The sequence below is a fragment of the Streptomyces sp. NPDC042102 genome, from assembly GCF_055582305.1.
On sequence record NZ_JBVJDL010000012.1, the window covers coordinates 98975 to 121487 of the forward strand.

The window sequence follows — 22513 nt, forward strand, 5'->3', positions numbered from 1 at the left end:
GATCAAATGCGTGGACTGTTTCGCGGCGCCGTGGCGGGTGCTCGCTCGCGGGCCGTCAGTAGGCGGAGGAGCGGGCGGCGTCGAGGTTGTGGACCTCGTCCCCGCGCAGGGCCGGCGAGAAGACGCAGACCAGGCGCAGGTCCTCGTCCGGGCTGGCGACGAGGAAGTGGGGGTCGTGCTGGTCGAGCGCGTACATCCGGCCCGGCACGATCTCGTGCGAGGTGCCGTCGAGCTCGATGACCTCGCCGGAGCCGGCGATGCAGTAGCAGGCCTCGAGGTGGTTGACGTACTCCAGGCGGGACTTGGTGCCGGCGAGGACGACGGTGTCGGTGAGGGTGTAGCCGAGGCCGTCCTCGGCGAGGAGGAAGCGGCGGGACTGGCCGTTGCCCCACTCGACGGTCTTCACGGACTCGATGTCGCGAACGATCATGGCAATCTCCCGGTGTGTGTGGTCGTACGTGGTGGATGAGGGGTGGAGCGGTCTCACTTCTGTGCGGGTGCGGGTGCCGGTGCGCGTACAGGTCGTGGGGTGTCGGGTCGGGGTCAGTCGGTGGGCCCGGGCCGTACGGACCGGACAAAGGCGCGGAAGGCCTCGGGGACGTCACCTCCCTCCTCCTGGGCGGCCGCGACGGCAGCGACCGCGGCGGAGCCGATGATCGCGGCGTCGGCGCCGCTGGCTCCGACGGCCTCGACGTCCTTGCGGGTGCTGACCCCGAAGCCGACGGCGATCGGGGAGTCGGTGTGCTCCCGCAGTCCGGTGACCGTCCGCGCGAGGGCGGCGTGGCCGGCGGCGGGCGCGGTGCCGCTGCGTCCGTAGTGGGCGACGAGGTAGAGGTAGGCGGAGGCGCGGGCGGCGGCCTCGGCCTGGGTCTGCGGCGGGCTCTTGGTGTAGCAGGTGGTGACCACCGGCAGGCCGGCCGCCGCGGCCGACTCCAGGTGCTCCTCGCGCAGCCGCGGGGGCAGTGCGTGGACCAGCAGTCCGTCCGCCCCGGAGGCGGCGATGTCACGGGTGGCGTCGGTCAGGTCCCGGTGCCCCAGGGAGTACCTCCAGTCGGCGAGCAGGGCGATCCGGGTGTGGGTCAGGTGCGGCCGTACGTCGGCGACGAAGCCGAGTACGTCGTCCAGGCCGGCCCCGCCCCGGTCCAGCGCCCGGCGCGCGGAGCGCCGGATGACCGGGCCGTCGGTGACGGAGTCGGGGAACGGGACGGCCAGTTCGAGGCAGTCCACGCCCTCCTCGTCCAGCATCAGGACCAGGTCCCGCAGGACCGGGAGCGGGGGGTCCCCCGCGTTGAGGAACAGGGCGAGGCCGGGGGTGCCGCCGGGGCGGCGGGCCGGGAAGAAGGGGGCGGGGGCGGTGGTCCCCGGCACCGTCGGGCTAGGCATGGGCCACTGCCAGGGTGCGGCGCGGGGCCTGCTTCTTCGCGGCCGCCGCCAGCCGGTCGGCGAGGGCGAAGGCGGCGCCCGTACGGATGGCGTCCTCGGCCAGGGCGACGGCCGAGAGCCAGTCGCGGCGGGTGCCGGAGGCCACCGCCAGGGCGGCGGCTCCCATGCACACGGTGCGGGTGGCGACCGGGCCGGCGGTGCCGGCGAGCACCGAGCGGAAGTGGCCGACCGCTCCGGCGAGGTCCGCGGCGGGCCGCAGGTCGGCGAAGGAGCCGTCACCGGGGGCGAGTTCGCCGGGCCGGATGACCCGGGTGAGCGAGCGCTCCCCGTAGACCGTGTTGATCGCGAAGGGCAGGAGTTCGTCGGCGCCGGTGTCGTTGGCGGTGAGCCAGATCCTCCGGTCCGTGGTCGAGGCGGCCAGCTGCCGCAGGGTGTCCAGGGGGGCCGCGGCCGAGACGCCGGTGACCTGGGCGGCCACGGGCAGGTCGGCGAGGAAGGGACCGAGGGCGTTGAGGAAGCGGCCGAAGGGCTTCATGCTCAGCGGGGCCACGGTCCGCGCCAGCCGGGTGAGCTGGGTGGGGTAGACGAAGGGGCCGGCGAAGGCGATCCCGTACTCGGCGAGGGTGTCCTCGGTCTGGGCGAGGGAGGCGGTGAGCCGGACGCCGAGCCGCTCCAGCAGGTCGACGGAGCCCAGCGAGCTGGTGTAGGCGCGGGAGCCGGTCTTGACGACCTTGACCCCGGCGGCCGCGGCGACGAACGCCGAGGCGGTGGAGATGTTGAAGGTCCTGGGTCCGCCGCCGGTGCCGACGACGTTGACCGTGCCGTCCCAGGAACGGGTGCCGGATCCGGCCCCCGGCCCGGTCCCGGTCGCCGCGGCGGCCGGCGTACGGCGCTCGGCGAGCGAGTCGAGCAGGTGGCGCAGGGTGTCGTGGTCCGGGAGCCGGCTGGTCAGGGAGGCCAGCAGGGCGACGACTTCGGCCTTGTCGAGCCGGCCGTCGCCCAGCTGGTCCCACCAGGACCGCCAGGTCTCGCGCCCGACCGGGGCCTGCTGCTGCAGCAGACCGGTGAGTGCGTCATGCACGGTCGTTCTCCGTCTCTCTCCTCGTCGGGGTGTGGCCGGGGCCGGGTGGGGCCGCCGGGTGGTTCTAGGCGGCCGCCGTGCGGGCGTCGGCGATGAAGGCGTCGATCGCCTCGACGCTGCGGAAGTTGTTCGGGTCCAGGTCGGCGTCGCCGACGGCGAGCTCGAAGCGGTCCTCGACCCAGGCGATGAGCTTCAGCACGCCCAGGCTGTCGATGACCCCGTCGTTGAGCAGGTCGTGGTCGACGGCGAGCTCGGCGGGGGCGGTGCCGGGGAGGAACTCGGTGATGACGAAGTTCTTGATGGTGTCGACGTTGCTCATGACGGGCTTCCTTCGGTGGTTGAGAGGGCGGGAGCGATCGGGGCGAGCTGGTCGAGCGCCTTGCGGTCGACCTTTCCGGTGGCCGTCTTCGGCAGCGGCTCGTCGGTGAGCGTCAGCTGCGTGGGGACGGCGGCCCGGGGCAGGTGCTGGGCGCAGTGCTTGCGCAGTTCCAGGACGGTCAGGGTGGAGCCGGGGACCCGCTGGACGCCGGCGACGAGCTTCTTGCCGGCGATCGGGTCGGGCCGGGCGGCCACGCCCGCCTCCAGGACGTCGGGGTGGTCCTGCAGGACCCGTTCGATCTCGGCGGTGTTGACGGCGACGCCGCGGACCTTGACCTGGAAGTCGGTGCGTCCGGTCAGGTGCAGGGTGCCGGCGCCGTCGCGCCGTACGAGGTCTCCGGTGCGGAACCAGCGGTGGTCGTCGAGGCCGAGCGGGTGGCCGGTGAACTTGTCGGCGTGGCGGGTCCGGTCGAGGTAGCCGCGGGTCTGGAAGGGCGTCGAGACGAACAGCTCTCCGCTGCCGGGGCCCTCGACGAGCGTGTTCGTGTCCGGGTCGAGGATCAGGGCCCGTACGCCGGGCAGCGGGCGCCCGATGGGTACGGGCGGGAAGCTGGTGGCGGCCGTGTCGACCTCGTGGACGAAGCTGTCGTTGGTCTCGGTGCAGCCGTAGATGTTGTGGATGCGGGCCTTGGGGAACAGCGACGGCAGGGCGGCGAAGACGCGGTCGGGGATCGCGTCCCCGGTGAACATCACGTGGTCCACCCCGGGGAAGGTCGCCCCCGTCTTGGCGGCGGCGTCCTGGAGGAGTCCGAAGGCCATCGGGACGGCCTGGACGACGTGCACGTCGTGGCGGGTGACCAGGTCGAGCAGGTGCCGGCCGTGGGCGGCGAGCGCCGGGTCGACGACGACGACGCGGCCGCCGCGGGCCAGGGTGGTCCAGATGTCGAGGAGGCAGAGGTCGAAGTTGAGAGGGGCGTAGTTGAGGACGGTGCGGTCGGGGCCGATGTCGAAGGCGGGTCCGGCCCAGGCGGTGAAGCGGTCGACGGCCTCCCGGCCGAGCGGGACGATCTTGGGGAGGCTGGTGGAGCCGGAGGTGGTGAGCAGGAAGGCCACCTCGGCGGCCTCGTCCTCGGGCAGCGGCTGCGCGGTGACGTCGGGGTTCGGGGCGACCCGGCCGGCGGCGCCGCCGGGGGCGAGGACGTACCGGCAGCCGGCCTGGGCGAAGAGGTCCGAGAGCAGGGTGTCGGCGAGGGCCGGCGAGGGCAGCAGCACCGGCCGCCGGGCCAGCAGGCAGGCCAGGACCAGGGCGACGGAGTCGGGCGACTTGTCGGCCAGGACCCCGACCGGTTCCCCGGGCGTGAGCTCCAGGCGGGCCAGCCGGTCCCGCTCCTCACCGGCGAGCTCGTACAGCTCGCGGTAGGTGATCTCGTCGCCGTTGAAGACGAGGGCGGTGGCGTGCGGGCGGTCGCGGACCTGGGTGAGGAAGCCGCCGATCAGGCCGAGCGCCTCCGGTGCGGGCGCGGTGTCGGTGGACGCGGCCATCAGGCACCTCCGGCGGGCGGGGCGAGCTCGATCCAGCCCGACTTCACCGCCGCGCCCTTGGGCGTCTTGCAGGTGAAGCGGACGACGGTGGCCGCGGCGTCCGGCTGGAGGGTGATCTCCAGCGGGATGTCCGGCGGCACGGGGGCCGAGAAGCGGCAGCCCAGGCCGCGGACGCGGGCGGAGTCGCCGCCGGCGAACCGGTCGACGGCCTCCTCCACCGCGAGGGCGACCACGCTCATGCCGTGCGCGATGACGGTCTCGAAGCCGGCGCCGCGGGCGGCGTCCGCGTCGAGGTGGATGGGGTTGAGGTCGCCGGAGGCGTGGGCGTACGTACTGATCCAGTCGGTGGTCAGGGCGTGCACGGCGGTCTGGGGCTCGCCCGCGCCGACGGGGGCGGGGGCCGCGGGGCCGCCGGCGATGTCACCGAAGGGCTCCAGCAGGGTCGCGCCCACCAGCAGGGCGGAGATGACCAGTTCCGCGAAGGGCTCGGGGCCGTCCTCGCCGATGAGCTGGACCCGCAGGGCGATCCGGGCGCCGCGGGGCTCCTTGCGGATGCCGAGGACGTCGAGCCGGACGGTGACCTGCTCGCCGGGGCGGACGGGCCGCTGGGTGCGGATGTCCTGGCCGAGGTGGACCACGGAGACGGGGCCGGGCTCGGCGGCGGTCAGTTCGGCGACGGTCTGCTCGGCCACGGTGTGGGCGAGGACGAAGGTGTGGACGGGGGACGCCTGCCCCGGGCGGGCGGCCGGCAGGCCGCGCCGGGCGGCGCCGCGGTAGTCGGTGATCTCCGGCTCGGTGACGGTGACCGTGCGGACGGGGGTCGGCAGCGACAGGAGCGTCATACCGGCATCACCACCACGGAGGAGTTGTGGCCGCCGAACCCGAAGGAGTTCGTGAGCGCGGGTCCCGGGCGCACGGCGCGCGGCGCGCCGTGGACGACGTCGATGTCCATTCCTGGCTCCAGCTGTTCGTGATTGGCGGTGGGCGGCACCTCGCAGTGCCGCATGGCCTGCACGGTGGCGACGAGTTCGACGGCGCCGGCGGCGCCGATGAGGTGGCCGATGACGGATTTGGGCGCGGTGACCGGGGGCTGGGCGCTGCCGAACACCTTGGTGAGGGCGGCGGCCTCGGAGCGGTCGTTGTACGGGGTGGAGGTGCCGTGCGCGTTGACGTGCACGATGTCCTCGGGGGCGAGCCCGGCGTCGGCGATGGCGCCGGCCATGGCGGCCGCGGCGCCCGCGCCGTCGGGCAGGGGCATGGCCAGGTGGTGGGCGTCGGCGGTGGCGGCGTATCCGGCGACCAGGCCGTACGTCGTGGCGCCGCGCGCCCGGGCGTCGTCGAGCCGTTCGAGGACCACGAACCCGGCGCCCTCGCCCATCACGAACCCGTCGCGGTCGACGTCGAAGGGGCGGGAGGCGTGTTCGGGGTCGTCGTTGCGGAAGCTGACGGCGCTGAGGTTGCCGAAGCCGGCCAGGGTGACGGGGGTCAGGGTGTGCTCGCAGCCGCCGGCGATGACGAGGTCGGCGCGGCCGGTCTGCAGCAGCATCAGGGCCTGGCCGATGGCGTCGGCCCCGGAGGCGCAGGTGTTGGCCAGCGTCAGCGCGGGTCCGGTCCAGCCCAGCCGCATGGCGATCTGGGCGGCGGCCGCGTTGGGCATCGTCATCAGCGGCATCAGCGGGTTGACCTTGGCCGGTCCGCCGGTGGTGAAGTTCGCGGACTCCAGGTCGCTGGTGGCGCGCCCGCCGACGGCGTTGCCGACGACGATGGCGGTCCGGCCGGGTTCGGCGGTCGGGGAGCCGGCGTCGCGGTGGGCGGCCAGCGCGGCGGCGGTGCCGTAGTGGGCGAAGGGGTCCATCCGCCGGGCTTCCTTGGGCGGTACGAGGCCGGCGACGGCGTCGAGTCCGCGGACCGTGCAGCCGATGCGGACCCGGTGCCGGCTGAGGTCGAAGTGGGTGAGCTCGACCGCGGTGGACCGGCCGGCCCGCAGGGTGTTCCACAGGTCGTCCGGGGTGCACCCGCCGGGGGTGACCACGCCCATGCCGGTGATGGCGACGGGCGGCTGCGCCGAACTGCCCCTGGACGATCCAGGCATGTCTGCTCCTTGGGAGTAAGGGGTCCGGGGGCCGTCAGATGATGCGGCACTCGCGCGCGGACTTGATGAAGGCCTCGGCGGCGAAGTCGATGTCGGCCTTGGTGTGCGCGGCGGTGATCGCGATGCGCAGCCGGGCCAGGTCGTTGGGGACGGCCGGGGTGACGACGGGGAGGCCGATGACGCCGTTCTTGCGGCAGACGGTCGCGTAGTCGTACGCGGCGTCGTCGGAGCCGGCGATGACGGGGACGACGGCGGTCTCGGAGTCGACGGTGGAGATCCCGGCGGCGTGGAGCATGCCGCGGAAGCGCTCGGACTCGTTCTGGATGAACTCCACGCGCTCCGGCTCGCGCTGCAGGATCCGCAGGGACTCCAGGGCGGCGGCGGCCTGGGCGGGGCCGAGGGCGGCGGAGAAGAGGAAGGGGCGGGCGGCGTACTTCAGGTGGTGGATCAGCTCCGCGGAGCCGGCGACCCAGCCGCCCATGGAGGGGATGGCCTTGGAGAGGGTGCCGAGCTTGACGTCGACCTTCACCTCGTAGTCGAAGTGCTCCTCGATGCCGCGGCCGGTGGCGCCGATGACGCCGAGGGCGTGGGCCTCGTCGACCATCAGCAGCGCGTTGTGGGCGTCGCAGACCTTGCGGAGCTCGACCAGGGGGGCGATGTCGCCGTCCATGGAGTAGACGGAGTCGACGATGACCAGGCGGACGCCGGTGTCGGGGGCGGCGGCCAGGCGGCGCTCCAGGTGGGCGACGTCGTTGTGGCGGAAGCGGGTGACGGTGGCGCCCGAGAGCTTGCATCCGTCGACGATGCTGGCGTGGTCGTACTTGTCGATGAAGACGGTGTCGCCGGGGCCGACGAGGCCGCCGATGACGCCGACGTTCGCGGCGTAGCCGGAGCCGAAGACGATGGCCTGCTCGCGGCCGCCGAACTTGGCGACCTCGGCCTCCAGCTCCTCGTGGAGCGGGGTGGAGCCGGCCAGGGCGCGGACGCCGTGGTTGCCGGTGCCGTAGCGGTCGACGGCCGCCTTGGCGGCGCTGACCACCCGCTCGTCGCCGGCGAGACCGAGGTAGGAGTAGCCGGACATCATCAGCAGCCGCTGGCCGTCCTGGTCGGCGTACGCGGAGTCCCGCTCGACCGTGTAGGCGACGAAGCTGTTCTTGCGGTTGGGCTCGTACTCCAGCGACGCGACCCGGTCGCGGAAGTAGGCCAGCTTCGGCTCGAGGCGGGCCCAGGCAGCGGATGCGTTCACGTGCTTCTCCTCATCGGAAACGTCCGGCGGACCCGGAACTCCATCGGTGCCCCGTTCTTTGTCCGGCGGGGCTCTAGTGGAATTCCATTAAGACCCGGGGGGCGCAATAGCGGCGCAAGAGGAAGCCCGGTGCGACGGCCGCGCGCGAGCGGATTCCGGCTCGAATGAAGTCCCCGGGCCCCTGGTACTTGTTGACAGCCGGAGAACCGCCGCAGGTATCTTCGAAACCGCACGAACTAGGGGGACACGGCCGGAAGCCGACCGTTTTCGGAGAGTGCATAGTGCTGATCAGACTCGTAGGTCTTGTCACGATCGAGCCGGACGGAGCTCCGCCGCAGCACCTCTCCAGCGCCCAGGCGCAGGTGGCGTTCGCCCGGCTGCTCGTCGAACGGACCTCAGGCACGGACCGGGACCAGTTGGCCGAAACGGTATGGCCCGAGGGGCTGCCGGACACCTGGGCCTCGGCATTGCGCAGCGTGGTGAGCCGGGTGCGTACGTTCGTGACGACCCCGGAGGACCAGCCGGGCGTGACGCCGCTCGTCGCGCAAGGGGGCCGCTACATCCTGCGGATCCCGGAGGACGCGGCGGTGGACGTGGAGTGCGCGGAGACCGCGGTGACGGAAGCCGGCGAGGCGTACGCGGAGGGCGCGTACGCGGTGGCGCAGCAGCTGGCGGCCGGCGCGGTCTCCAACCTGCGCGGGTCGTTCCTGCCGTCGCACGAGGGCGACTGGGTCAACGCGATGCGCGAGCAGCTGGAGGAGCTGCGGCTGAAGGCGCTGGAGACGGCGAGCCTGGCGTCGTCGGCGCTGGGCGACGAGCACCACGCGCTGCGGTACGCGGAGGAGGCGGTGCGCCGGGCCCCGTTCCGTGAGAGCGCTTACCGGTGCCGGATGGCCGCGCACACGCGGGCCGGCAACCGGGCGGAGGCGCTGCGCAGCTACCAGCAGCTGCGCGAGGTGCTGGCGGAGGAGCTGGGCATCGACCCGGCCCCGGAGACCGAGGCCGCCTACCTGGAGCTGCTGCGCACCCCCGAGCCCCGTCCGGCCCCGCGCCCGTTCACGTACGTCGACCCGGTCCTGATGGGCATGTTCGAGGTCGACCGCGCGGCGGCCCCCCGCCCCTGCTCGCTGTCGGACCACGGCTGCGTGACCCACGCCCGCCACCGGGTGGCGTGAGGGCGGTTGCGCCCCGGAGGAACACCGGCCCGCCGTCGCGACCGACGGCGGGCCGCACTGCTGTCGTCGTGACGGCCCGCCGGTGTCCGGGCACGGAAGGGGCCCCGGCCGCCCAAGGGGGGTGGGCGGCCGGGGCCGGGGAGAGGGAGCCGGGGGTGTGGGGGGGGAGGGACCCGGGTCAGGTGATGGAGACGCCCGAGTCGATGCTGATGACCTGGCCCGTCATGCAGTCCTGGTCCAGGAACAGGCCCGCGGCGCGGGCCACTTCCTCGACCGTGACGAACCGGGGGATCGGGGCCTTGTCCTCCATGCCCTCGATGACCCGGTCGGGCAGGTCCTTCGTCATGCCGGTGATCATGAACCCCGGGGAAAGGGCGTTCACGGTCACACCCCGGCGCCCGCATTCGGACGCCAGCGTGCGGGTGAACCCGATCAGGCCGGCCTTGGAGGCCGAGTACGCCGTCTGTCCGGCCGTCGCGATGATCCCCGACGGCGAGACGATGTTGATGATCCGGCCCCAGCGCTGCCGCAGCATGTACGGGACGGTCACCCGTGCCGTGTGGAAGGAGCCGATCAGGTTGGTCTGGATGACCTGCGCCCAGTCGGCCGGGTTCTGCATGGCCATCAGGCTGTCCTTGCGGATCGCCCCGTTGTTGACCAGGACGTCCACCGCGCCGAGCTCGGAGGAGATCTGCTCGTAGATCGCCTGGGTGGCCTCCCACGAGCCGACGTCCCCGGTGACCAGCACCGAGGGGTTGGTCAGCTTCTCCTGGACGGCCGCGGCCGCGTCCCGGGAGCTGTTGTAGTGGACGGCGACCCGGCAGCCGAGTGCGTCCAGCTCCAGCGCCAGGGCCTGGCCGAGCCCGCCCGACGCGCCGGTGACGAGCGCGACCGGCGACTGCGGCCGCTGACCCGCAGTGTTCTTGCTCATGCCGCGACACCGCCCCATTCCATCAGGATCGAACCCCATGTCATACCGGCGCCGAAGCCGGCCAGCAGGACCTTGTCGCCCGCCTTGATACGGCCCTCCTCCAGGGCCTCGGTCAACGCGATCGGGATCGACGCCGACGCCGTGTTGCCGTACTTCTGGAGGTTGGTGATCAGCGCCTCCTGGCGCAGCCCGGTGTGCGACAGGATCGAGTTGATGATCCGGATGTTGGCCTGGTGCGGGACGATGTGGTCCACGTCCGCGGCCTCCACCTTCGCCGTCTCCAGCGTCTCGCGCACCGTACGGACGGTGTAGCGCACGGCGTTGAGGTAGATCTCGTTGCCGTTGATCTGCGCGTAGTGCAGGCCCGCGTCCAGGGTCTCCTGGGTGGTCGGCATCCGGCTGCCGCCGGCGAGGACCTTCAGCGAGCCCGTGCAGGAGCCGTCCGCGCCCAGGTTCCAGGCCTTGACCCGGTTCTCGGCGCCCGGCTGGAGCACGATGGCGCCCGCGCCGTCGCCGACGAGGATGGACAGGTCCCGGTCGGCCGGGTTGGCCGTCAGGGTGTGGGTGTCGGAGCCGATCAGCAGGATCGGCCGCGGGTCGATGGCGATCAGCGCCATGGCCGAGACGAGCCCGTAGACGAACCCGGCGCACTCCGAGTTGACGTCGTGCGCGCTGCCTGCGATGCCCAGTTCGTGGTGGACGAACGCGGACGTCGCCGGCGACGGCTGCTCGGGCGTCGCCGTGGCGACGATGAGGTGGGCGATGTCGGCGCCGGTCAGGCCCGCCTTCTCCAGGGCGCGCCGGCCGGCCTCGACGGCCAGGGAGGCGGTGGTCTGTCCCGGGTCCACCGCCCGCCGCTCACGGATGCCGCAGCGGCTGACGACCCAGTGCTCGTCCACGCCGAAACGTTCCGCGAGCTCCGCACTGGTGACGATGCGCTCGGGTACGGACATGCCCCACCCGGTGATGTCGAAGCCGGTCACGTGGCCCCTCGCTACGCCTGCGCCGGAACGAGCTCGACGATCTTCGCGTACACGTCACGCAGCGTGGTCGTGTCGTCGAGGTCGGCGAAGAGCGACTCGTCGGCCGGAATGTGCGGGTACTGGTTCTGGAAGCCGTACAGCCACTCCATCAGGTCCAGCGAGTCGACGTCCGCGATGTGCTGGAGCGGGGCGTCGGGGCTGACCTCTGCGGCACCCGAAACGGCCTCGAGCTGGCTCGCCAGTTCTTCGATGGTGGGCAGCGACATGGGGTCGGTCCTCTCTCGGCAGTGCATCGGCACTCGGCAGTGCGTGATGTGTTTTCGGAAGCGATGAAAACCCCGCCCCCGCAAGGAAGGCGCAAGACGAACCACCTCGGGGGCACCGCGGGGAATTCCCTCCGTCTTGCGCCTGCCTTGCGGGGCATCCGGTTTCCTCGGACGCGAATTGAAGACGGCACAGCACGGCACACAGCCCGAGCCGGACAGGAAATGAGGACCAAGGATGACAACGGTCGCCCCCAAGTCGGTGGACCCCGAGGTCGACGCGATCAGGCACCACTACGAGGTCAGCAATGACTTCTACCGGCTGCTGCTGGGCCCCACGATGATGTACTCCGGTGGTTACTGGGAGGACGGCGAGGACCTCGTCGCCACCCTCGACGAGGCGCAGGAGCGCAAGCTCGACAAGTTCGCCGAGCTCGCGGGCGTCGCCGCCGGCGGCAGCGCCAAGCGCGTGCTCGACATCGGCTGCGGCTGGGGCACCATGCTCAACCGCCTCACCACCGTGCACGGCGCCGAGGCGGCCGTGGGTCTGACCCTGTCCCGCACCCAGGAGGCCTTCATCGCGGGCCTCGACAACCCGAAGATCACCACGCTGGTCCAGAGCTGGGCGGACTACAAGGTCGCCGACGACTCCGAGAAGTACGACGCGGCGTTCTGCATCAACGCCCTGGAGCACTTCGTCTCCTCCAACCTGCCGCCGAAGGAGCGCACCAAGCGCTACCGCTTCTTCTTCCAGCAGGTCGCGAACGCCCTGAACCCCGGTGCCAAGTTCGTGCTGCACACCATGACCGCCGAGGCGCTGCCGATGAACCGCGCGCTGCTCGACGACCTGAAGTTCCTCCAGCGCTCCGAGTTCGAGGGCTGCCACATCCCGCACCTGAGCGAGCTGAGCGCCGCCGCCGAGGGCCTCTTCGAGATCGACGAGGTCGTCAACGAGCGCGAGTCGTTCGCGATGGCCTGCCGCGCCTGGCTGGTGCTGCTCGCCGAGCGCCGGGACGAGGCCGTGGCCATGGAGGGCGAGGAGGTCGTCTCCCGCTTCGAGCGCTACCTCGACATCTTCGCGTACACGCTCGAGGACAAGTTCTTCAACAACTTCCGCGTCACCATCACGCGCCGCTAGGGAGGCCGACGTGACGAGCATTCTCGAACCGGCCAAGGACGGCGGGGCCCGCCCCACGGCCGCCGACGCGGCGCCCGGCGGCCGCGGCCCGACCCGCCACCTGCGGGTCGCGGTCATCGGCACCGGCTTCTCGGGCCTGGGCACCGCCATCCGCCTGCTGCAGTCGGGCATCGACGACTTCCTGGTGTTCGAGCGGGCCGACGAGGTCGGCGGCACCTGGCGCGACAACAGCTATCCGGGGTGTGCGTGCGACGTCATGTCCCACCTGTACTCCTTCTCGTTCGCCCGCAACCCGAACTGGAAGTCCACCTTCGCCACGCGGGACGAGCTGTACGCGTACCTGCGTGACACGGCCGACCGCTTCGGGGTGCGTCCCCACATCCGCTTCGGGCACGAGCTGATCGCCGCCCGCTGGGACGAGGACGAGCGGCACTGGAAGATCGAGACCTCGCAGGGCGAGTACACCGCCCAGGTGCTGGTCACCGGAACCGGCTACCTCAGCGAGCCGTCCGTGCCCGCCATCAAGGGCATCGGCGACTTCGAGGGCACGATCTTCCACTCCTCGAACTGGAACCACGACCACGACCTGACCGGCCGGCGCGTCGCGGTCATCGGTACGGGCGCCTCCGCGATCCAGTTCGTCCCGGCGATCCAGCCCGAGGTCGGGCAGCTGGACCTGTACCAGCGCACGCCCCCGTGGATCGGCCCCAAGCCCGACAAGCCCAACACCGAGCTGCACACCAAGCTGCTGCGCTCGCTGCCCGGCTACCAGCAGTTCCGGCGGGGCTTCAACCAGTGGGGCCGGGAGGTCCTGGCGTTCTTCTGGAAGCGGCCGCAGCTGGCGCTGAAGGTCCAGAAGATGGCCAGCGACCACCTGAAGAAGTCGGTGCCGGACGAGGCGCTGCGCGCCAAGCTGACGCCCGACTACGTGGTGGCGTGCAAGCGGCTGCTGTTCTCCAACACCTGGTACCCGGCCATCCAGCAGCCCAACGTGGAGATCGTCACCGACTCCATCGCGGAGGTCCGTCCCAAGTCCGTCGTGACGGCGGACGGGACCGAGCGCGAGGTCGACACGATCATCCTGGGCACCGGGTTCGAGGCGACGGACCGCCCCGTCGCCCGCCGGATCTGGGGCAAGGGCGGGGTGCAGCTGCGCGAGACCTGGCAGGAGGGCATGTCCGCGCACCGCGGCACCACCATCGCCGGGTTCCCGAACCTGTTCATGATGCTGGGCCCGAACACGGCGCTCGGCCACTCCTCGCAGACCGTGATGATCGAGGCGCAGATCGCGTACGTCGTCGACGCCCTGCAGCAGATCGAGAAGCGCGGCCTGGCCAGCATCGAGGTGCGCAAGGAGGCGCAGGACGCCTACAACGCGCGGCTCGACAAGCACCTCGAAGGCACGGTCTGGATGGCAGGCGGCTGCAAGAGCTGGTACCTCGACGCCAGCGGCCGCAATCCGTCGGTCTACCCGACGTACACCTGGCGCTTCCGCCGGGGGACCAAGCGCCTGGACCTGAGCGAGTACCAGCTCGCCTCCCAGGTGCGCAGCACCAAGCCGGTATCCCACCAGTAGTACGCGAATCGGGAGTCGTAAGCAGATGAGCAGCACCCCCAGAGCCACCGCCGGCGACGCCGGCAGCGCCGCCAAGCCGTCGCGGCGCAACGTCCTCGGCTCGATGGCGGCCACCGCCGTCGCCGTCGTCGGCTGGAACGCCGCCACCCAGACCTGGGCGACGGCGGCCGAGGCCGCCGGCAGCTCGGACGTCGTCCCCGTCCCGGGCCTCAAGGGCACCCTGACGACCGCTCCGGAGACCGTCGGTTCCTTCGGGCACGACTTCGGTCACCTCTTCGACGACGTCAGCAAGCCGTGGGCGGTCCTGCGCCCGGCCGGTGTCGAGGACATCGTCACGATCGTCAACTACGCCCGTACCAACGGCATCAAGATCGCCGTGAACGGGCAGGGCGGCACCGGCAACGACATCGAGTCGCACTCGGTGTACGGGCAGGCGCGGGTCCCGGGCGGCATCTCCATCGACGCCAAGGGCATGGCGAACATCCTGTCCATCGGCAACGACTACGCGGTGGTCGAGGCCGGTGTGACCTGGGGCCAGCTGACCGACGCCACGCTGAAGCTGGGCAAGACCCCGCCGGCGCTGCCCGACTACCTGTACATCTCGATCGGCGGCACGCTGTCGGTCGGCGGTATCGGCGGCACCGTGCAGAAGTACGGCCTGATGGTCGACACCGTGCAGGCCATCGACATCGTCACGGCCGACGGCAAGCTCGTCACGGCCACCCCGTGGCTGCGCGCGGACCTGTTCAACGCGGCGCTGAGCGGCGGCGGCCAGGTCGGCATCATCGTGCGGGTCAACGTCAAGCTGATCCCGGCGCCGACGCGGGCGGTCGTCTTCAGCCTCTTCTACAGCTCCGTGGAGACGTACCTGGTCGACTCGGAGAAGGTGCTGGCCGACGGCCGGTTCCAGGTCCACGCGGGCGAGATGATGCGGACGCCGGACAACTCGGGCTGGCGCTACAAGCTGGAGGTCGGCGCGACCTACACCTCGACCCCGCCGGACCGCAACAAGCTGCTGTGCGACCTGAAGGACGTCCGCGCCGACGCCATCATCGAGGACGTCAGCTTCCGGGACTACATGTTCCGCCTGGACGCCTACGAGGCGGTCCTGAAGGAGGGCGGCCACTGGTACACGCCCAAGCCGTGGCTGAGCATGTTCCTGCCGGCGTCGAAGACCAAGGCGTTCATGAAGATCGCCGAGCGCGAGCTGAACGCCGACTCGCTCGGCGGCGGGTTCCTGCTCTTCTACCCGTACTTCACCTCGAAGCTGAAGCGCCCGCTGGCCGTCCAGCCGAACGAGTCGGTCGCCTACCTCTTCGACCTGCTGCGCTTCCCGAACCCGGGTGAGCCCAACATCCAGGGCATGATCGACCAGAACCGCCGGCTGTACGACATCGCCGTCGCGATGGGCGCCAAGCGGTACCTGGTGGGTTCGATCCCGATGTCGCACGCCGACTGGAAGAAGCACTTCGGCAACCGCTGGTACGGCTTCGTCCAGGCCAAGAAGAAGTACGACCCGACCGCCATCTTCACCCCCGGCCAGGGCTTCGGACTGATCTGACCGGCTGTGGAGTCCCGGCGGCGGGGGCGGGGATGAGGGACCCCGCCCCCGCCGCCCTCTTTTCTCTGGAGGCATCGCCCATGACCACCTACGACCTGATCGACGAGGCGGTGATCGACGCCCCGGCGGCGGCCGTCTGGGACGCCCTGATCGCCGAGTTCCGCGGCGCCGAGCAGTGGTGGGTCCCGTACAACACGTTCACCACCGTCTCCGGCTCCCCCGACAAGGTCGGCGGCGAGGTGGGTGTCACGGTGCACACCAAGGGCGTCGACAACGGCGGCCTGAAGCTGCGCTTCACCGCGCGCACCACGGCGGTGGAGCCGGGCCGGCGCCTGGACATCGAGTACGTGGACGGTGTCTTCCGCGGTCCGAGCACCTTCCTGCTGGAGCCGCTGGGCGACGGCCGCACCCGGCTGTCCATGCACTTCGCCGCGGGTCCGCACGGCTGGCTGAAGCTGCTGTCGAAGGTCGCGGACCTGGCGGCGGAGCACTCCAAGGGCACCCTCGCCGCCTTCGAGGCGCTGGGCCGGCAGCTGTCGGCGGGGGTCCGGGCATGACCACGGCAGCGGACGTGACCCGCGAACTGACGGTCCGTACGGACGACGGCGCGGAGCTCGCCGTGACGGTCCTCGCCCCGATCGGCGGGACGGTCCCGGCCGGCGACGTGGTCCTGGTGCACGGCTGGGCGCACGCCCGGCGCGCCTGGGGCACGGTCGCCGACCGCCTCATCCGGGCCGGGCACCGGGTGGTGCTGTACGACCAGCGCGGCCACGGGGCCTCGACACTGGGCCGTACGCCGGTGTCGGTGGAGCGGCTCGGCGCCGACCTGGCGGCGGTCCTGGGCGAGAGCGCCGCGCGCGAGGCGGTCGTGGTCGGCCACTCGGGCGGCGGGTTCGCCGCCCTGGCGTACGCCGCGGCGCATCCGGAGGCGGCCCGGCTGCGGGGCCTGGTGCTGCTGGGCACGGCGGCGCACGGCCAGGACACCCCGGACAGCGAGGTCAAGATGATGGGCAGCGGCCTGTTCAGCTGGGCGCTGGCGCGTCCGGGGCTGGGCCGCAAGCTGCTGTCGTCGACGATGGGCAAGTCCGCCGACAAGTGGTCCCGGGAGATCAACCGCCAGCTGTTCTCCGCCACCGTCCCGCGGGTGCGGGCGGACTTCTTCCGCTGCACGCGCGGCTGGGACGTCCGCCAGGCGCTGGCGCCGGTGCGGATCCCGGCGGTGGTCCTGCACGGCGAGGGGGACAAGGTCATCGACATCGAGCTGGCCAAGATCCTCGCGGACGTGCTGCCGGCCGCCCGTTTCGAGGCGGTCCCGGACGCGGGTCACATGCTGCCCCTGGAGCGGCCGCTGCTGGCGGTCTCCGCGGTCGCCGAGCTCGCCGCCCGCTGACCCGTGATCGAAACGCTTCTCCCGCCGGGCGTCACGTCGTCGGAGGCCTTCGACGACGCGGCGCCCGCCCCGCTGTTCCCGGCCGAGGCCGCCCTGATGGAGGGCCGCCGGGCGCGCCGGCGCCGCCAGTTCGCCACCGCCCGCGCCTGCGCCCGGCGCTGCCTGTCCGAGCTGGGCCGCTATCCGGTCCCGCTGCTGCCCGGTCCGGGCGGCGCCCCGCAGTGGCCGGCCGGGGTGATCGGCAGCATCACCCACTGCGAGGGCTACCGCGCGGCGGTGGCGGCCACCTCCGAGACCGTGGGCGCCCTCGGCATCGACGCGGAACCGGCGGGCCCGCTCCCGCGGGGCGTGCTCGGCCTGATCACGTCCCCGGCGGAGCGCGACCACCTCGCCGCTCTCGAGGCCGCCGGCCCCGAGGTGCCCTGGCAGCGGGTCTTCTTCTCGGCGAAGGAGGCGGTCTACAAGGCCTGGTACCCGGCCACGGGCATCTGGCTCGGCTTCCGCGACGCCACCGTGACGCTCCGCCCGGAGGGCACGTTCACGGCCCGGCTGCACCCCGCGGACCCGCCGCCGGTCTCGCCGTTCTACGAGGGCCGCTGGCTGGCCACGTCCACTTTGGTGATCACGGCGGTCTCGCGCGGTTAAGGTGCGGCCATGAGTACGTCCAACCCGCGTCTGGAGCCGGTCACCGCCGCCAACTTCGACGCCGTCTGCGCCGTTTCCGTCCGCCCCGACCAGGCACACCTGGTCTCCCCGGTGGTCAAGTCCCTGGCCGAGGCCTACGTCCATCCGGCCGTCGCCTGGCCCCGCGCGATCGTCGACGACGACACCGTCGTCGGCTTCGTCATGGCCTTCCTCGACTGTGCCTGGGACGACAACCCCGACGACGTCCGCTTCGGCATCTGGCGTCTGAACATCTCCGCCGGCCACCAGGGCAAGGGCTACGGCCGGTTCGCCGTCGAGGCGATATGCGCGGAGCTCCGCGGCCGCGGCGTCAGCCGCGCCTACGTCACCTGGGACACGGGCACGCACACCCCCGAACCCTTCTACCTGGGCCTGGGCTTCCGCCGCACCGGCGAGCTGAGCGGCAATCAGACGGTGGGCGTGCGCGCCCTGTGAGCCGCCGTGCGGTGCTGCCGTCCAGGGCCTACTGCGGCGGCAGCACCACGGTTCTCGGCGGTGCCGCGGCCTCCGGGGCGGCCGGGGCGGCGCCCGTACGGAACTCCTGCGGGCTCACGCCGCGGACCCGTTTGAAGGCCGTCGACAGGGCGAAGGCCGAGCTGTAGCCGACGCGGCGGGCGACCGTGGCCACCGTGGCGTCCGGTTCGCGCAGCAGGTCGGCGGCCAGCGCCAGGCGCCAGCCCGTCAGGTACGCGACCGGGGGCTCGCCCACGATGTCGGTGAAGCGGCGGGCCATGGAGGCCCGGGAGACACCGACCTTGAGGGCGAGCTCCTCGACGGTCCAGCCGTACGCGGGGTTCTCGTGCAGCAGCCGCAGGGCCGGGCCCACGACCGGGTCGCCCTGGGCGCGGTACCAGGAGGGGGCACCGCTGCCCGGGGCCGCGAGCCAGGTGCGCAGCACGCCGATCAGCAGCAGGTCCAGCAGCCGGTCCAGGACGATCTCCTGGCCGGGCTCGTCCTTGCCGATCTCCGCGGCGAGCAGGCTGATCAGGGTGTTGTCCGCCGACTCCGCCGGGCGCACCAGCAGCGTCGGCAGCGCGCTCAGCAGCCGGCGGCCGATCTCGCTGGGCGCCTGGTAGGTGCCGCTGAGCATGACCGCCGAGCCGTCGTCCTGGAAGGTGTCGCCCCAGGTGCGCACGCCCAGCGACATGGACTCGGTGACGTCCTCGCCGTCCTCGGTGCTGCACCGCTGTTCGGGGCCCACGGTGATCTGGACGGCCGTGTCGGGGGCGTCCGCGACCGTGTACGGCTTGGGGCCGCGTACGACGGCCACGTCGCCGGGGCGGATCAGGACCGGTGTGGCCTCGTCGGGCAGCAGCCAGGCCTCGCCGCGGACCATCGTCACCACCGAGATCGGCGCGTGGTCCTCGACCCGCAGCGACCAGGGCGGGTTGAAGACGGACTTGAGGAGGAAGGCACCGCGGGCCTTGGGGCCTTCCAGCAAGCCGGTCAGAGTGTCCATGGGTACATCCTCTCCGACGACGCGCCGAGGCGTCCGCTCTCCCGCGGGGGACGGAAGAGAGAGCGGACGCCGTTCACGGGGGTGGTGCCTGGTGGTGCCGTGGCGCTCAGACCGCCGAGCCGCGCCCGTGCAGGGTCAGCGCCCGTCCCAGGGCCGCGAGGGCCGCCGTACAGGCGACCGTGCGGACCACGTTGCCCGATGCCCAGCGGCCGCCGAAGCGGGAACGGGCCGCGGACAGGTCCGGCCCCGCCTTCGCCAGCTGGTTGTTCAGCGGGATGTTGATGACCGCGGTCACCGCCAGCGACAGCCCGTACAGCGCGAAGGCCAGCCAGCCCCAGCGCGCGGTGTCGAGCCGGCCGCCGCGCTGCTGCTGGGCGGCCGCGACGCCCGTCGCGAGGAACGCGCCCAGGAAGAGCAGCCCGAACAGCCCGTTGTCGATGGCCTCGTTGATGTTGCGCATCGCGGTCACGTACGTCTGGTCGTCGCCGCGCCCGAGGCCCGGCATCACCGAGATGTCGAACGCGAAGTAGAGGCCGGCCATCAGGCCCGTGCCGACGGTCGCCGCCACCAGGGTCGCGGATTGAGTACTCGTGCTCGTCACTTCAGGATTCCCTTCAGTGTGCGCTCGTATCGCCTGCGCAACAGCGTCGCACCGATCAGTCGGACAGGAGGGGGAATGGTCGCCGAGACGTGACGGACGGAGGAGCGGGGGGCTCCGTCGAACATCCACGGCTGCAGGTACGTCATCACACGCATCGGCGCGGTCCCGATCAGCTTGCGCTCCTCGGCGAGGTACGCCCGCTCCCCGAGCCGGTCGAAGACGGGGAAGACGACCTGCTCCTCGTCCCGCAGGTGGTCCCGCAGGACGGTCTCGAAGTCGGCGGACGCCTTGACCAGGCCGTCGCCGCCGTGGGCGATCGCGGTGGAGACCGCGGCCATGGCCGTGTCCAGCGACTCGTGGTCCTCGTGCAGTTCGCGCGCCTGCGCGTCGAAGTCGGCGTCGCGGCCGCGCAGTCCGGGCCACAGCACGTCGTCCTCGCTGGTGTGGTGCCACTCGATGACCTCGCGCAGCCGCTGCCACCACTCGGCGCCGCCGGTGCCCTGCCAGGCGGGCGCGGCCGCGCGCAGCCGGGCCGCGTCGCGTCTCATCGCGATGTGCATGAGGGCGAATCCGTGGAAGTGGGGCGGGAGCGAGTCCAGCCCGTGCTCGCTGGAGAAGGACGGCTTGGGCGCGGTCATCGGGACCTCCTGCCGGTCGGCGCTGCGGTGCGGTGGTGCGTGCCGCGGCGCGGTGGTGCGGGGTGGTGCGGGGTGGTGCGGTCGTACGGATGGTGCGGGTCGTACGAGTGGGGCTCCCGGTCCCCGGTTCCCGGGCGGGCGGCGGCCGTACCAGAGTCGCCGCCCGACCGGTCACGGGATGCCGGTGGTGCCTCGTACCTCGTACCTCGTGCCCGGTACGCCCTGGCTCAGACGTTCCAGACGCCCGTCGCCGCGGCCTCGCGGGCGAACTCGGCGAAGTCCTTGGGCTTGCGGCCCAGGGCCTCCTCCACACCGTGGACCAGGTGCGCGTTGCGCCCGTCCAGGATCATGGTGAACAGGTCGGCGAAGTCCTCCGGCAGGCCGTTCTCGCGGAGCACGGCGCGGTACTGCTCGTTGGTGACCGAGATGTACTTGATCTCGCGGCCGGTCGCCTTGGACAGCTCCGCCGCCACGTCGGTGTAGCTGAGCAGCCGCGGACCGGACAGCTCGTAGGTCTTGCCGATGTGCTTGTCCTCGGTCAGCGCGGCCACGACCACGTCGGCGATGTCGTCGGCGTCGACGAAGGCCTCGACGGCGTCACCGGTCGGCAGGGCGATCTCGCCGGCCAGGACGGGCTCCAGGAAGAAGCTCTCGTTGAAGTTCTGGTTGAACCAGCTGGACCGGACGATGGTCCAGTCGGCGCCGGAGGCCTTCACGTTGTTCTCGCTGACCTCGGCGGCCTCCTCACCGCGGCCGGAGAGCAGCACCAGACGGCGCGCGCCCTTGGCGACGGCGACCCGGGAGAACTCCTCCACCTGCTCGGCGGCGCCGGGGAAGGCGAGGTCGGGGTAGTAGGTGATGTAGACACGGTCGACGCCCTCGAGCGCCGCGTCCCAGGTGGAGGAGTCCTCCCACACGAAGGCCGGCGACCCGCTGCGCGAACCGATGCGCACCTGGCGGCCCTGCGCGGTGAGGCGCTCGGCCACGCGGCGGCCGGTCTTGCCGTTTCCACCGATGACGAGGGTGATCTGCGTGTTCTGCGTGTTCTGAGTCATGAGTACAGTCAAGTCCAGTCTCGCGAGACGGGCCATAGCCACAAAGCTCAGTTCCATACGCCTGCGTCTACGAGAGGTCACCTCGAAGCGGCGCGGAGAGTGCGGCTGCGGCATGAGCCCGAGAATCGTAGGCATGCCTTCACGGGGTGGGCCACAGCATCCCGAGCGGCTCTCGACTCCTCATGGACCCCGTGTCGAGCGCCTCTTGAGCGGTCCTGGACCGGTCCTGTACGGCGAGACTCGAGCGGGCCTCCAAGCGTTCCCGACACGATCGGACCAGGAGTTGCGACCCGTTGTCCGGGAGGCCAGATGAACCCCACTCCGGAGCGTCCGGAGCTCGACCAATTGTCCGCCGATCTGGCCGGGCTGCTCGGACGGATCGGGCTCGACCCGGCCGGCGAGCGGCCCACGCGCCGGGACCGGATCGACATCCGCTTCGCGGCCGCGGCCGCCCGGCATCCGGGCAAGGTCGCCGCCCAGGACGCGGAGGACTCGGCGACCTACCTGGAACTGGAGTGGCTCGCCGACGACATCGCCCGCCGGCTGAGCGGGCGTACCGGGCCGGGCCAGGCCGTCGCGGTACGGGCCCGGCGCTCGTGCATGGCGGCGGGCGCCGTGGTGGGCGTGCTGCGCTCGGGGGCGGCCGTACTGCCCCTGGAGCCGGGGCACAACCCGGGTCTGCAGGAGTTCCTGATGCGGGACGCCGGCGCCGAGATGGTCATCTCGGACGGCGGGCTGCTGCGGGACGAGATCCCGGTGGCCAAGGCGGGCCGGTTCGTCATCGCCGTGCGTCCGGAGCAGGCCGTACGGCGCGAACTGCCGCAGCGGACGGCGTTCCTGGCGCTGCCGGCGGGCGGGAACCCGGGGCGGGCGCTGGCCGTGGAGCCGGTGACGCACCTGGACGTGCTGTCCTGGCTGGACGTGTGCCTCCCGATGCTGGAGACCGGGCCGGACGAGGTGTGGACGTACTTCCACTCCCTGAGCCTGGACCTGGGCATGCGCGAGATCTGGGGCCCCCTGCTGTCGGGAGGCCGCGCCATCATCGTGGACCGGGACACCGCCTCCGAGGCGCGCGAGTTCGCCCGGGTCCTGGCGGAGCACCGGGTGAGCGTGCTGACGCAGCTGCCGTCGGCGTTCGCCCGCCTCGCGGAGGCGGCCCGCGGCACCACCCTGCCGGCTCTGCGGCACGTCCTGCTGTCCGACGAACCGGTGGACCCCGCGTCCCTGGCGGCCTGGAAGTCCTCGCCGACAGCCCCCGAGGCGGCCCTCTGGGACGTCACCGGCTCCCCGGTGAGGCTCTGACGCCCCCTCCCCCCGGCCGAGGGGCCCCACCCACCACCGGGCCCCTCGGCCACACCATGCCCCACCCCTCCGAACGAAGCGCCGCCCCACGCCCG

Annotated in this window: 24 protein-coding genes; 9 read left to right on the forward strand and 15 right to left on the reverse strand. The window is 72.2% G+C overall.

Annotation, left to right across the window (positions count from 1 at the left end; translation table 11 throughout):
* Positions 1-55: 55 nt before the first annotated feature.
* The 8 genes from ACZ6KO_RS30615 to ACZ6KO_RS30650 form a co-directional block, all read right to left on the reverse strand.
* On the reverse strand, positions 56-430 hold the full coding sequence (locus ACZ6KO_RS30615; RefSeq protein WP_469307240.1) for an ectoine synthase: 375 nt from the start codon (positions 428-430) through the stop codon (positions 56-58).
* Between the two features lie 113 nt (positions 431-543).
* Complete coding sequence (trpA, locus tag ACZ6KO_RS30620; protein ID WP_469307241.1) at positions 544-1383, reverse strand: tryptophan synthase subunit alpha; 840 nt, start codon at positions 1381-1383, stop codon at positions 544-546.
* Positions 1376-2464 (reverse strand): hypothetical protein, encoded by a 1089-nt coding sequence (locus ACZ6KO_RS30625; protein WP_469307242.1) that lies wholly within the window; start codon positions 2462-2464, stop codon positions 1376-1378. Before ACZ6KO_RS30625 ends, trpA begins: the two co-directional genes overlap by 8 nt.
* A gap of 64 nt (positions 2465-2528) precedes the next feature.
* Positions 2529-2783 (reverse strand): phosphopantetheine-binding protein, encoded by a 255-nt coding sequence (locus ACZ6KO_RS30630; protein ID WP_469307243.1) that lies wholly within the window; start codon positions 2781-2783, stop codon positions 2529-2531.
* Complete coding sequence (locus ACZ6KO_RS30635; RefSeq protein ID WP_469307244.1) at positions 2780-4324, reverse strand: AMP-binding protein; 1545 nt, start codon at positions 4322-4324, stop codon at positions 2780-2782. Before ACZ6KO_RS30635 ends, ACZ6KO_RS30630 begins: the two co-directional genes overlap by 4 nt.
* Positions 4324-5166, reverse strand: coding sequence for a MaoC/PaaZ C-terminal domain-containing protein (locus tag ACZ6KO_RS30640; RefSeq protein ID WP_469307245.1), 843 nt, complete (start codon positions 5164-5166; stop codon positions 4324-4326). The genes ACZ6KO_RS30635 and ACZ6KO_RS30640 overlap by 1 nt, the downstream gene beginning before the upstream one ends.
* On the reverse strand, positions 5163-6416 hold the full coding sequence (locus ACZ6KO_RS30645) for a beta-ketoacyl-[acyl-carrier-protein] synthase family protein (RefSeq protein WP_469307246.1): 1254 nt from the start codon (positions 6414-6416) through the stop codon (positions 5163-5165). The genes ACZ6KO_RS30640 and ACZ6KO_RS30645 overlap by 4 nt, the downstream gene beginning before the upstream one ends.
* Before the next feature lie 34 nt (positions 6417-6450).
* Positions 6451-7662, reverse strand: a complete 1212-nt coding sequence (locus tag ACZ6KO_RS30650) for an aminotransferase class I/II-fold pyridoxal phosphate-dependent enzyme (protein ID WP_401455997.1) — start codon at positions 7660-7662, stop codon at positions 6451-6453.
* Between the two features lie 281 nt (positions 7663-7943).
* Between ACZ6KO_RS30650 and ACZ6KO_RS30655 the strand changes: the two genes are divergently transcribed.
* Positions 7944-8837 (forward strand): AfsR/SARP family transcriptional regulator, encoded by an 894-nt coding sequence (locus tag ACZ6KO_RS30655; protein WP_469307247.1) that lies wholly within the window; start codon positions 7944-7946, stop codon positions 8835-8837.
* Between the two features lie 178 nt (positions 8838-9015).
* Here the strand turns inward: ACZ6KO_RS30655 and ACZ6KO_RS30660 are convergent, their stop codons facing one another.
* The 3 genes from ACZ6KO_RS30660 to ACZ6KO_RS30670 are packed head-to-tail and all read right to left on the reverse strand — an operon-like array spanning position 9016 to position 11017.
* Complete coding sequence (locus ACZ6KO_RS30660; RefSeq protein WP_469307248.1) at positions 9016-9768, reverse strand: SDR family NAD(P)-dependent oxidoreductase; 753 nt, start codon at positions 9766-9768, stop codon at positions 9016-9018.
* Complete coding sequence (locus ACZ6KO_RS30665) at positions 9765-10751, reverse strand: 3-oxoacyl-ACP synthase III family protein (RefSeq protein WP_401456002.1); 987 nt, start codon at positions 10749-10751, stop codon at positions 9765-9767. Before ACZ6KO_RS30665 ends, ACZ6KO_RS30660 begins: the two co-directional genes overlap by 4 nt.
* Positions 10752-10762: 11 nt before the next feature.
* Positions 10763-11017, reverse strand: coding sequence for a hypothetical protein (locus ACZ6KO_RS30670; protein WP_219665194.1), 255 nt, complete (start codon positions 11015-11017; stop codon positions 10763-10765).
* A gap of 235 nt (positions 11018-11252) precedes the next feature.
* Here ACZ6KO_RS30670 and ACZ6KO_RS30675 point away from each other — a divergent pair, with 235 nt between their 5' ends.
* From ACZ6KO_RS30675 to ACZ6KO_RS30705, 7 genes are all read left to right on the forward strand, one after another.
* Positions 11253-12152, forward strand: coding sequence for a class I SAM-dependent methyltransferase (locus tag ACZ6KO_RS30675; protein WP_401456004.1), 900 nt, complete (start codon positions 11253-11255; stop codon positions 12150-12152).
* A gap of 10 nt (positions 12153-12162) precedes the next feature.
* Positions 12163-13728, forward strand: coding sequence for a flavin-containing monooxygenase (locus ACZ6KO_RS30680; RefSeq protein ID WP_469307249.1), 1566 nt, complete (start codon positions 12163-12165; stop codon positions 13726-13728).
* 25 nt (positions 13729-13753) lie between these two features.
* A complete protein-coding gene (locus ACZ6KO_RS30685; RefSeq protein WP_469307250.1) occupies positions 13754-15289 on the forward strand; it encodes an FAD-binding protein in 1536 nt (511 codons plus the stop codon).
* 80 nt (positions 15290-15369) lie between these two features.
* Positions 15370-15846: an SRPBCC family protein gene (locus tag ACZ6KO_RS30690; RefSeq protein ID WP_469307251.1), complete on the forward strand. Its 477-nt coding sequence runs from the start codon at positions 15370-15372 to the stop codon at positions 15844-15846.
* Entirely contained in the window at positions 15843-16679 is an 837-nt protein-coding gene (locus tag ACZ6KO_RS30695; protein WP_469307252.1) for an alpha/beta fold hydrolase, read from the forward strand. The genes ACZ6KO_RS30690 and ACZ6KO_RS30695 overlap by 4 nt, the downstream gene beginning before the upstream one ends.
* 3 nt (positions 16680-16682) lie before the next feature.
* Positions 16683-17324 carry a 4'-phosphopantetheinyl transferase family protein gene (locus ACZ6KO_RS30700; protein ID WP_469307253.1) on the forward strand — a complete coding sequence of 214 codons (642 nt, stop codon included), beginning with the start codon at positions 16683-16685 and terminating at the stop codon, positions 17322-17324.
* Positions 17325-17333: 9 nt separating this feature from the next.
* The gene (locus ACZ6KO_RS30705) at positions 17334-17798 is read left to right on the forward strand and encodes a GNAT family N-acetyltransferase (protein ID WP_469307254.1); all 465 of its coding nucleotides are present in this window, start codon (positions 17334-17336) and stop codon (positions 17796-17798) included.
* 28 nt (positions 17799-17826) lie between these two features.
* Here ACZ6KO_RS30705 and ACZ6KO_RS30710 read toward each other — a convergent pair whose 3' ends face one another.
* From ACZ6KO_RS30710 to ACZ6KO_RS30725, 4 genes are all read right to left on the reverse strand, one after another.
* Positions 17827-18822, reverse strand: coding sequence for an AraC family transcriptional regulator (locus ACZ6KO_RS30710; RefSeq protein WP_469307255.1), 996 nt, complete (start codon positions 18820-18822; stop codon positions 17827-17829).
* 106 nt (positions 18823-18928) lie between these two features.
* Positions 18929-19423, reverse strand: coding sequence for an anthrone oxygenase family protein (locus tag ACZ6KO_RS30715; RefSeq protein WP_469307256.1), 495 nt, complete (start codon positions 19421-19423; stop codon positions 18929-18931).
* Complete coding sequence (locus ACZ6KO_RS30720) at positions 19420-20061, reverse strand: hemerythrin domain-containing protein (RefSeq protein WP_469307257.1); 642 nt, start codon at positions 20059-20061, stop codon at positions 19420-19422. The genes ACZ6KO_RS30715 and ACZ6KO_RS30720 overlap by 4 nt, the downstream gene beginning before the upstream one ends.
* Before the next feature lie 227 nt (positions 20062-20288).
* Positions 20289-21116 carry an NAD(P)H-binding protein gene (locus ACZ6KO_RS30725; protein ID WP_469307258.1) on the reverse strand — a complete coding sequence of 276 codons (828 nt, stop codon included), beginning with the start codon at positions 21114-21116 and terminating at the stop codon, positions 20289-20291.
* Between the two features lie 309 nt (positions 21117-21425).
* Between ACZ6KO_RS30725 and ACZ6KO_RS30730 the strand changes: the two genes are divergently transcribed.
* A complete protein-coding gene (locus tag ACZ6KO_RS30730; protein WP_469307259.1) occupies positions 21426-22418 on the forward strand; it encodes an AMP-binding protein in 993 nt (330 codons plus the stop codon).
* Positions 22419-22513 lie beyond the last annotated feature (95 nt).

Bases quoted from the DNA above. Each gene is read 5' to 3' on its own strand.
- ACZ6KO_RS30635 (WP_469307244.1), bottom strand. From the start codon at position 4,324: ATGGCCGCGTCCACCGACACCGCGCCCGCACCGGAGGCGCTCGGCCTG.
- ACZ6KO_RS30690 (WP_469307251.1), top strand. From the start codon at position 15,370: ATGACCACCTACGACCTGATCGACGAGGCGGTGATCGACGCCCCGGCG.
- ACZ6KO_RS30675 (WP_401456004.1), top strand. From the start codon at position 11,253: ATGACAACGGTCGCCCCCAAGTCGGTGGACCCCGAGGTCGACGCGATC.
- ACZ6KO_RS30710 (WP_469307255.1), bottom strand. From the start codon at position 18,822: ATGGACACTCTGACCGGCTTGCTGGAAGGCCCCAAGGCCCGCGGTGCC.
- ACZ6KO_RS30640 (WP_469307245.1), bottom strand. From the start codon at position 5,166: ATGACGCTCCTGTCGCTGCCGACCCCCGTCCGCACGGTCACCGTCACC.
- ACZ6KO_RS30660 (WP_469307248.1), bottom strand. From the start codon at position 9,768: ATGAGCAAGAACACTGCGGGTCAGCGGCCGCAGTCGCCGGTCGCGCTC.
- ACZ6KO_RS30645 (WP_469307246.1), bottom strand. From the start codon at position 6,416: ATGCCTGGATCGTCCAGGGGCAGTTCGGCGCAGCCGCCCGTCGCCATC.
- ACZ6KO_RS30670 (WP_219665194.1), bottom strand. From the start codon at position 11,017: ATGTCGCTGCCCACCATCGAAGAACTGGCGAGCCAGCTCGAGGCCGTT.
- ACZ6KO_RS30630 (WP_469307243.1), bottom strand. From the start codon at position 2,783: ATGAGCAACGTCGACACCATCAAGAACTTCGTCATCACCGAGTTCCTC.
- ACZ6KO_RS30685 (WP_469307250.1), top strand. From the start codon at position 13,754: ATGAGCAGCACCCCCAGAGCCACCGCCGGCGACGCCGGCAGCGCCGCC.
- ACZ6KO_RS30615 (WP_469307240.1), bottom strand. From the start codon at position 430: ATGATCGTTCGCGACATCGAGTCCGTGAAGACCGTCGAGTGGGGCAAC.
- ACZ6KO_RS30720 (WP_469307257.1), bottom strand. From the start codon at position 20,061: ATGACCGCGCCCAAGCCGTCCTTCTCCAGCGAGCACGGGCTGGACTCG.
- ACZ6KO_RS30695 (WP_469307252.1), top strand. From the start codon at position 15,843: ATGACCACGGCAGCGGACGTGACCCGCGAACTGACGGTCCGTACGGAC.
- ACZ6KO_RS30725 (WP_469307258.1), bottom strand. From the start codon at position 21,116: ATGACTCAGAACACGCAGAACACGCAGATCACCCTCGTCATCGGTGGA.
- trpA (WP_469307241.1), bottom strand. From the start codon at position 1,383: ATGCCTAGCCCGACGGTGCCGGGGACCACCGCCCCCGCCCCCTTCTTC.
- ACZ6KO_RS30705 (WP_469307254.1), top strand. From the start codon at position 17,334: ATGAGTACGTCCAACCCGCGTCTGGAGCCGGTCACCGCCGCCAACTTC.
- ACZ6KO_RS30730 (WP_469307259.1), top strand. From the start codon at position 21,426: ATGAACCCCACTCCGGAGCGTCCGGAGCTCGACCAATTGTCCGCCGAT.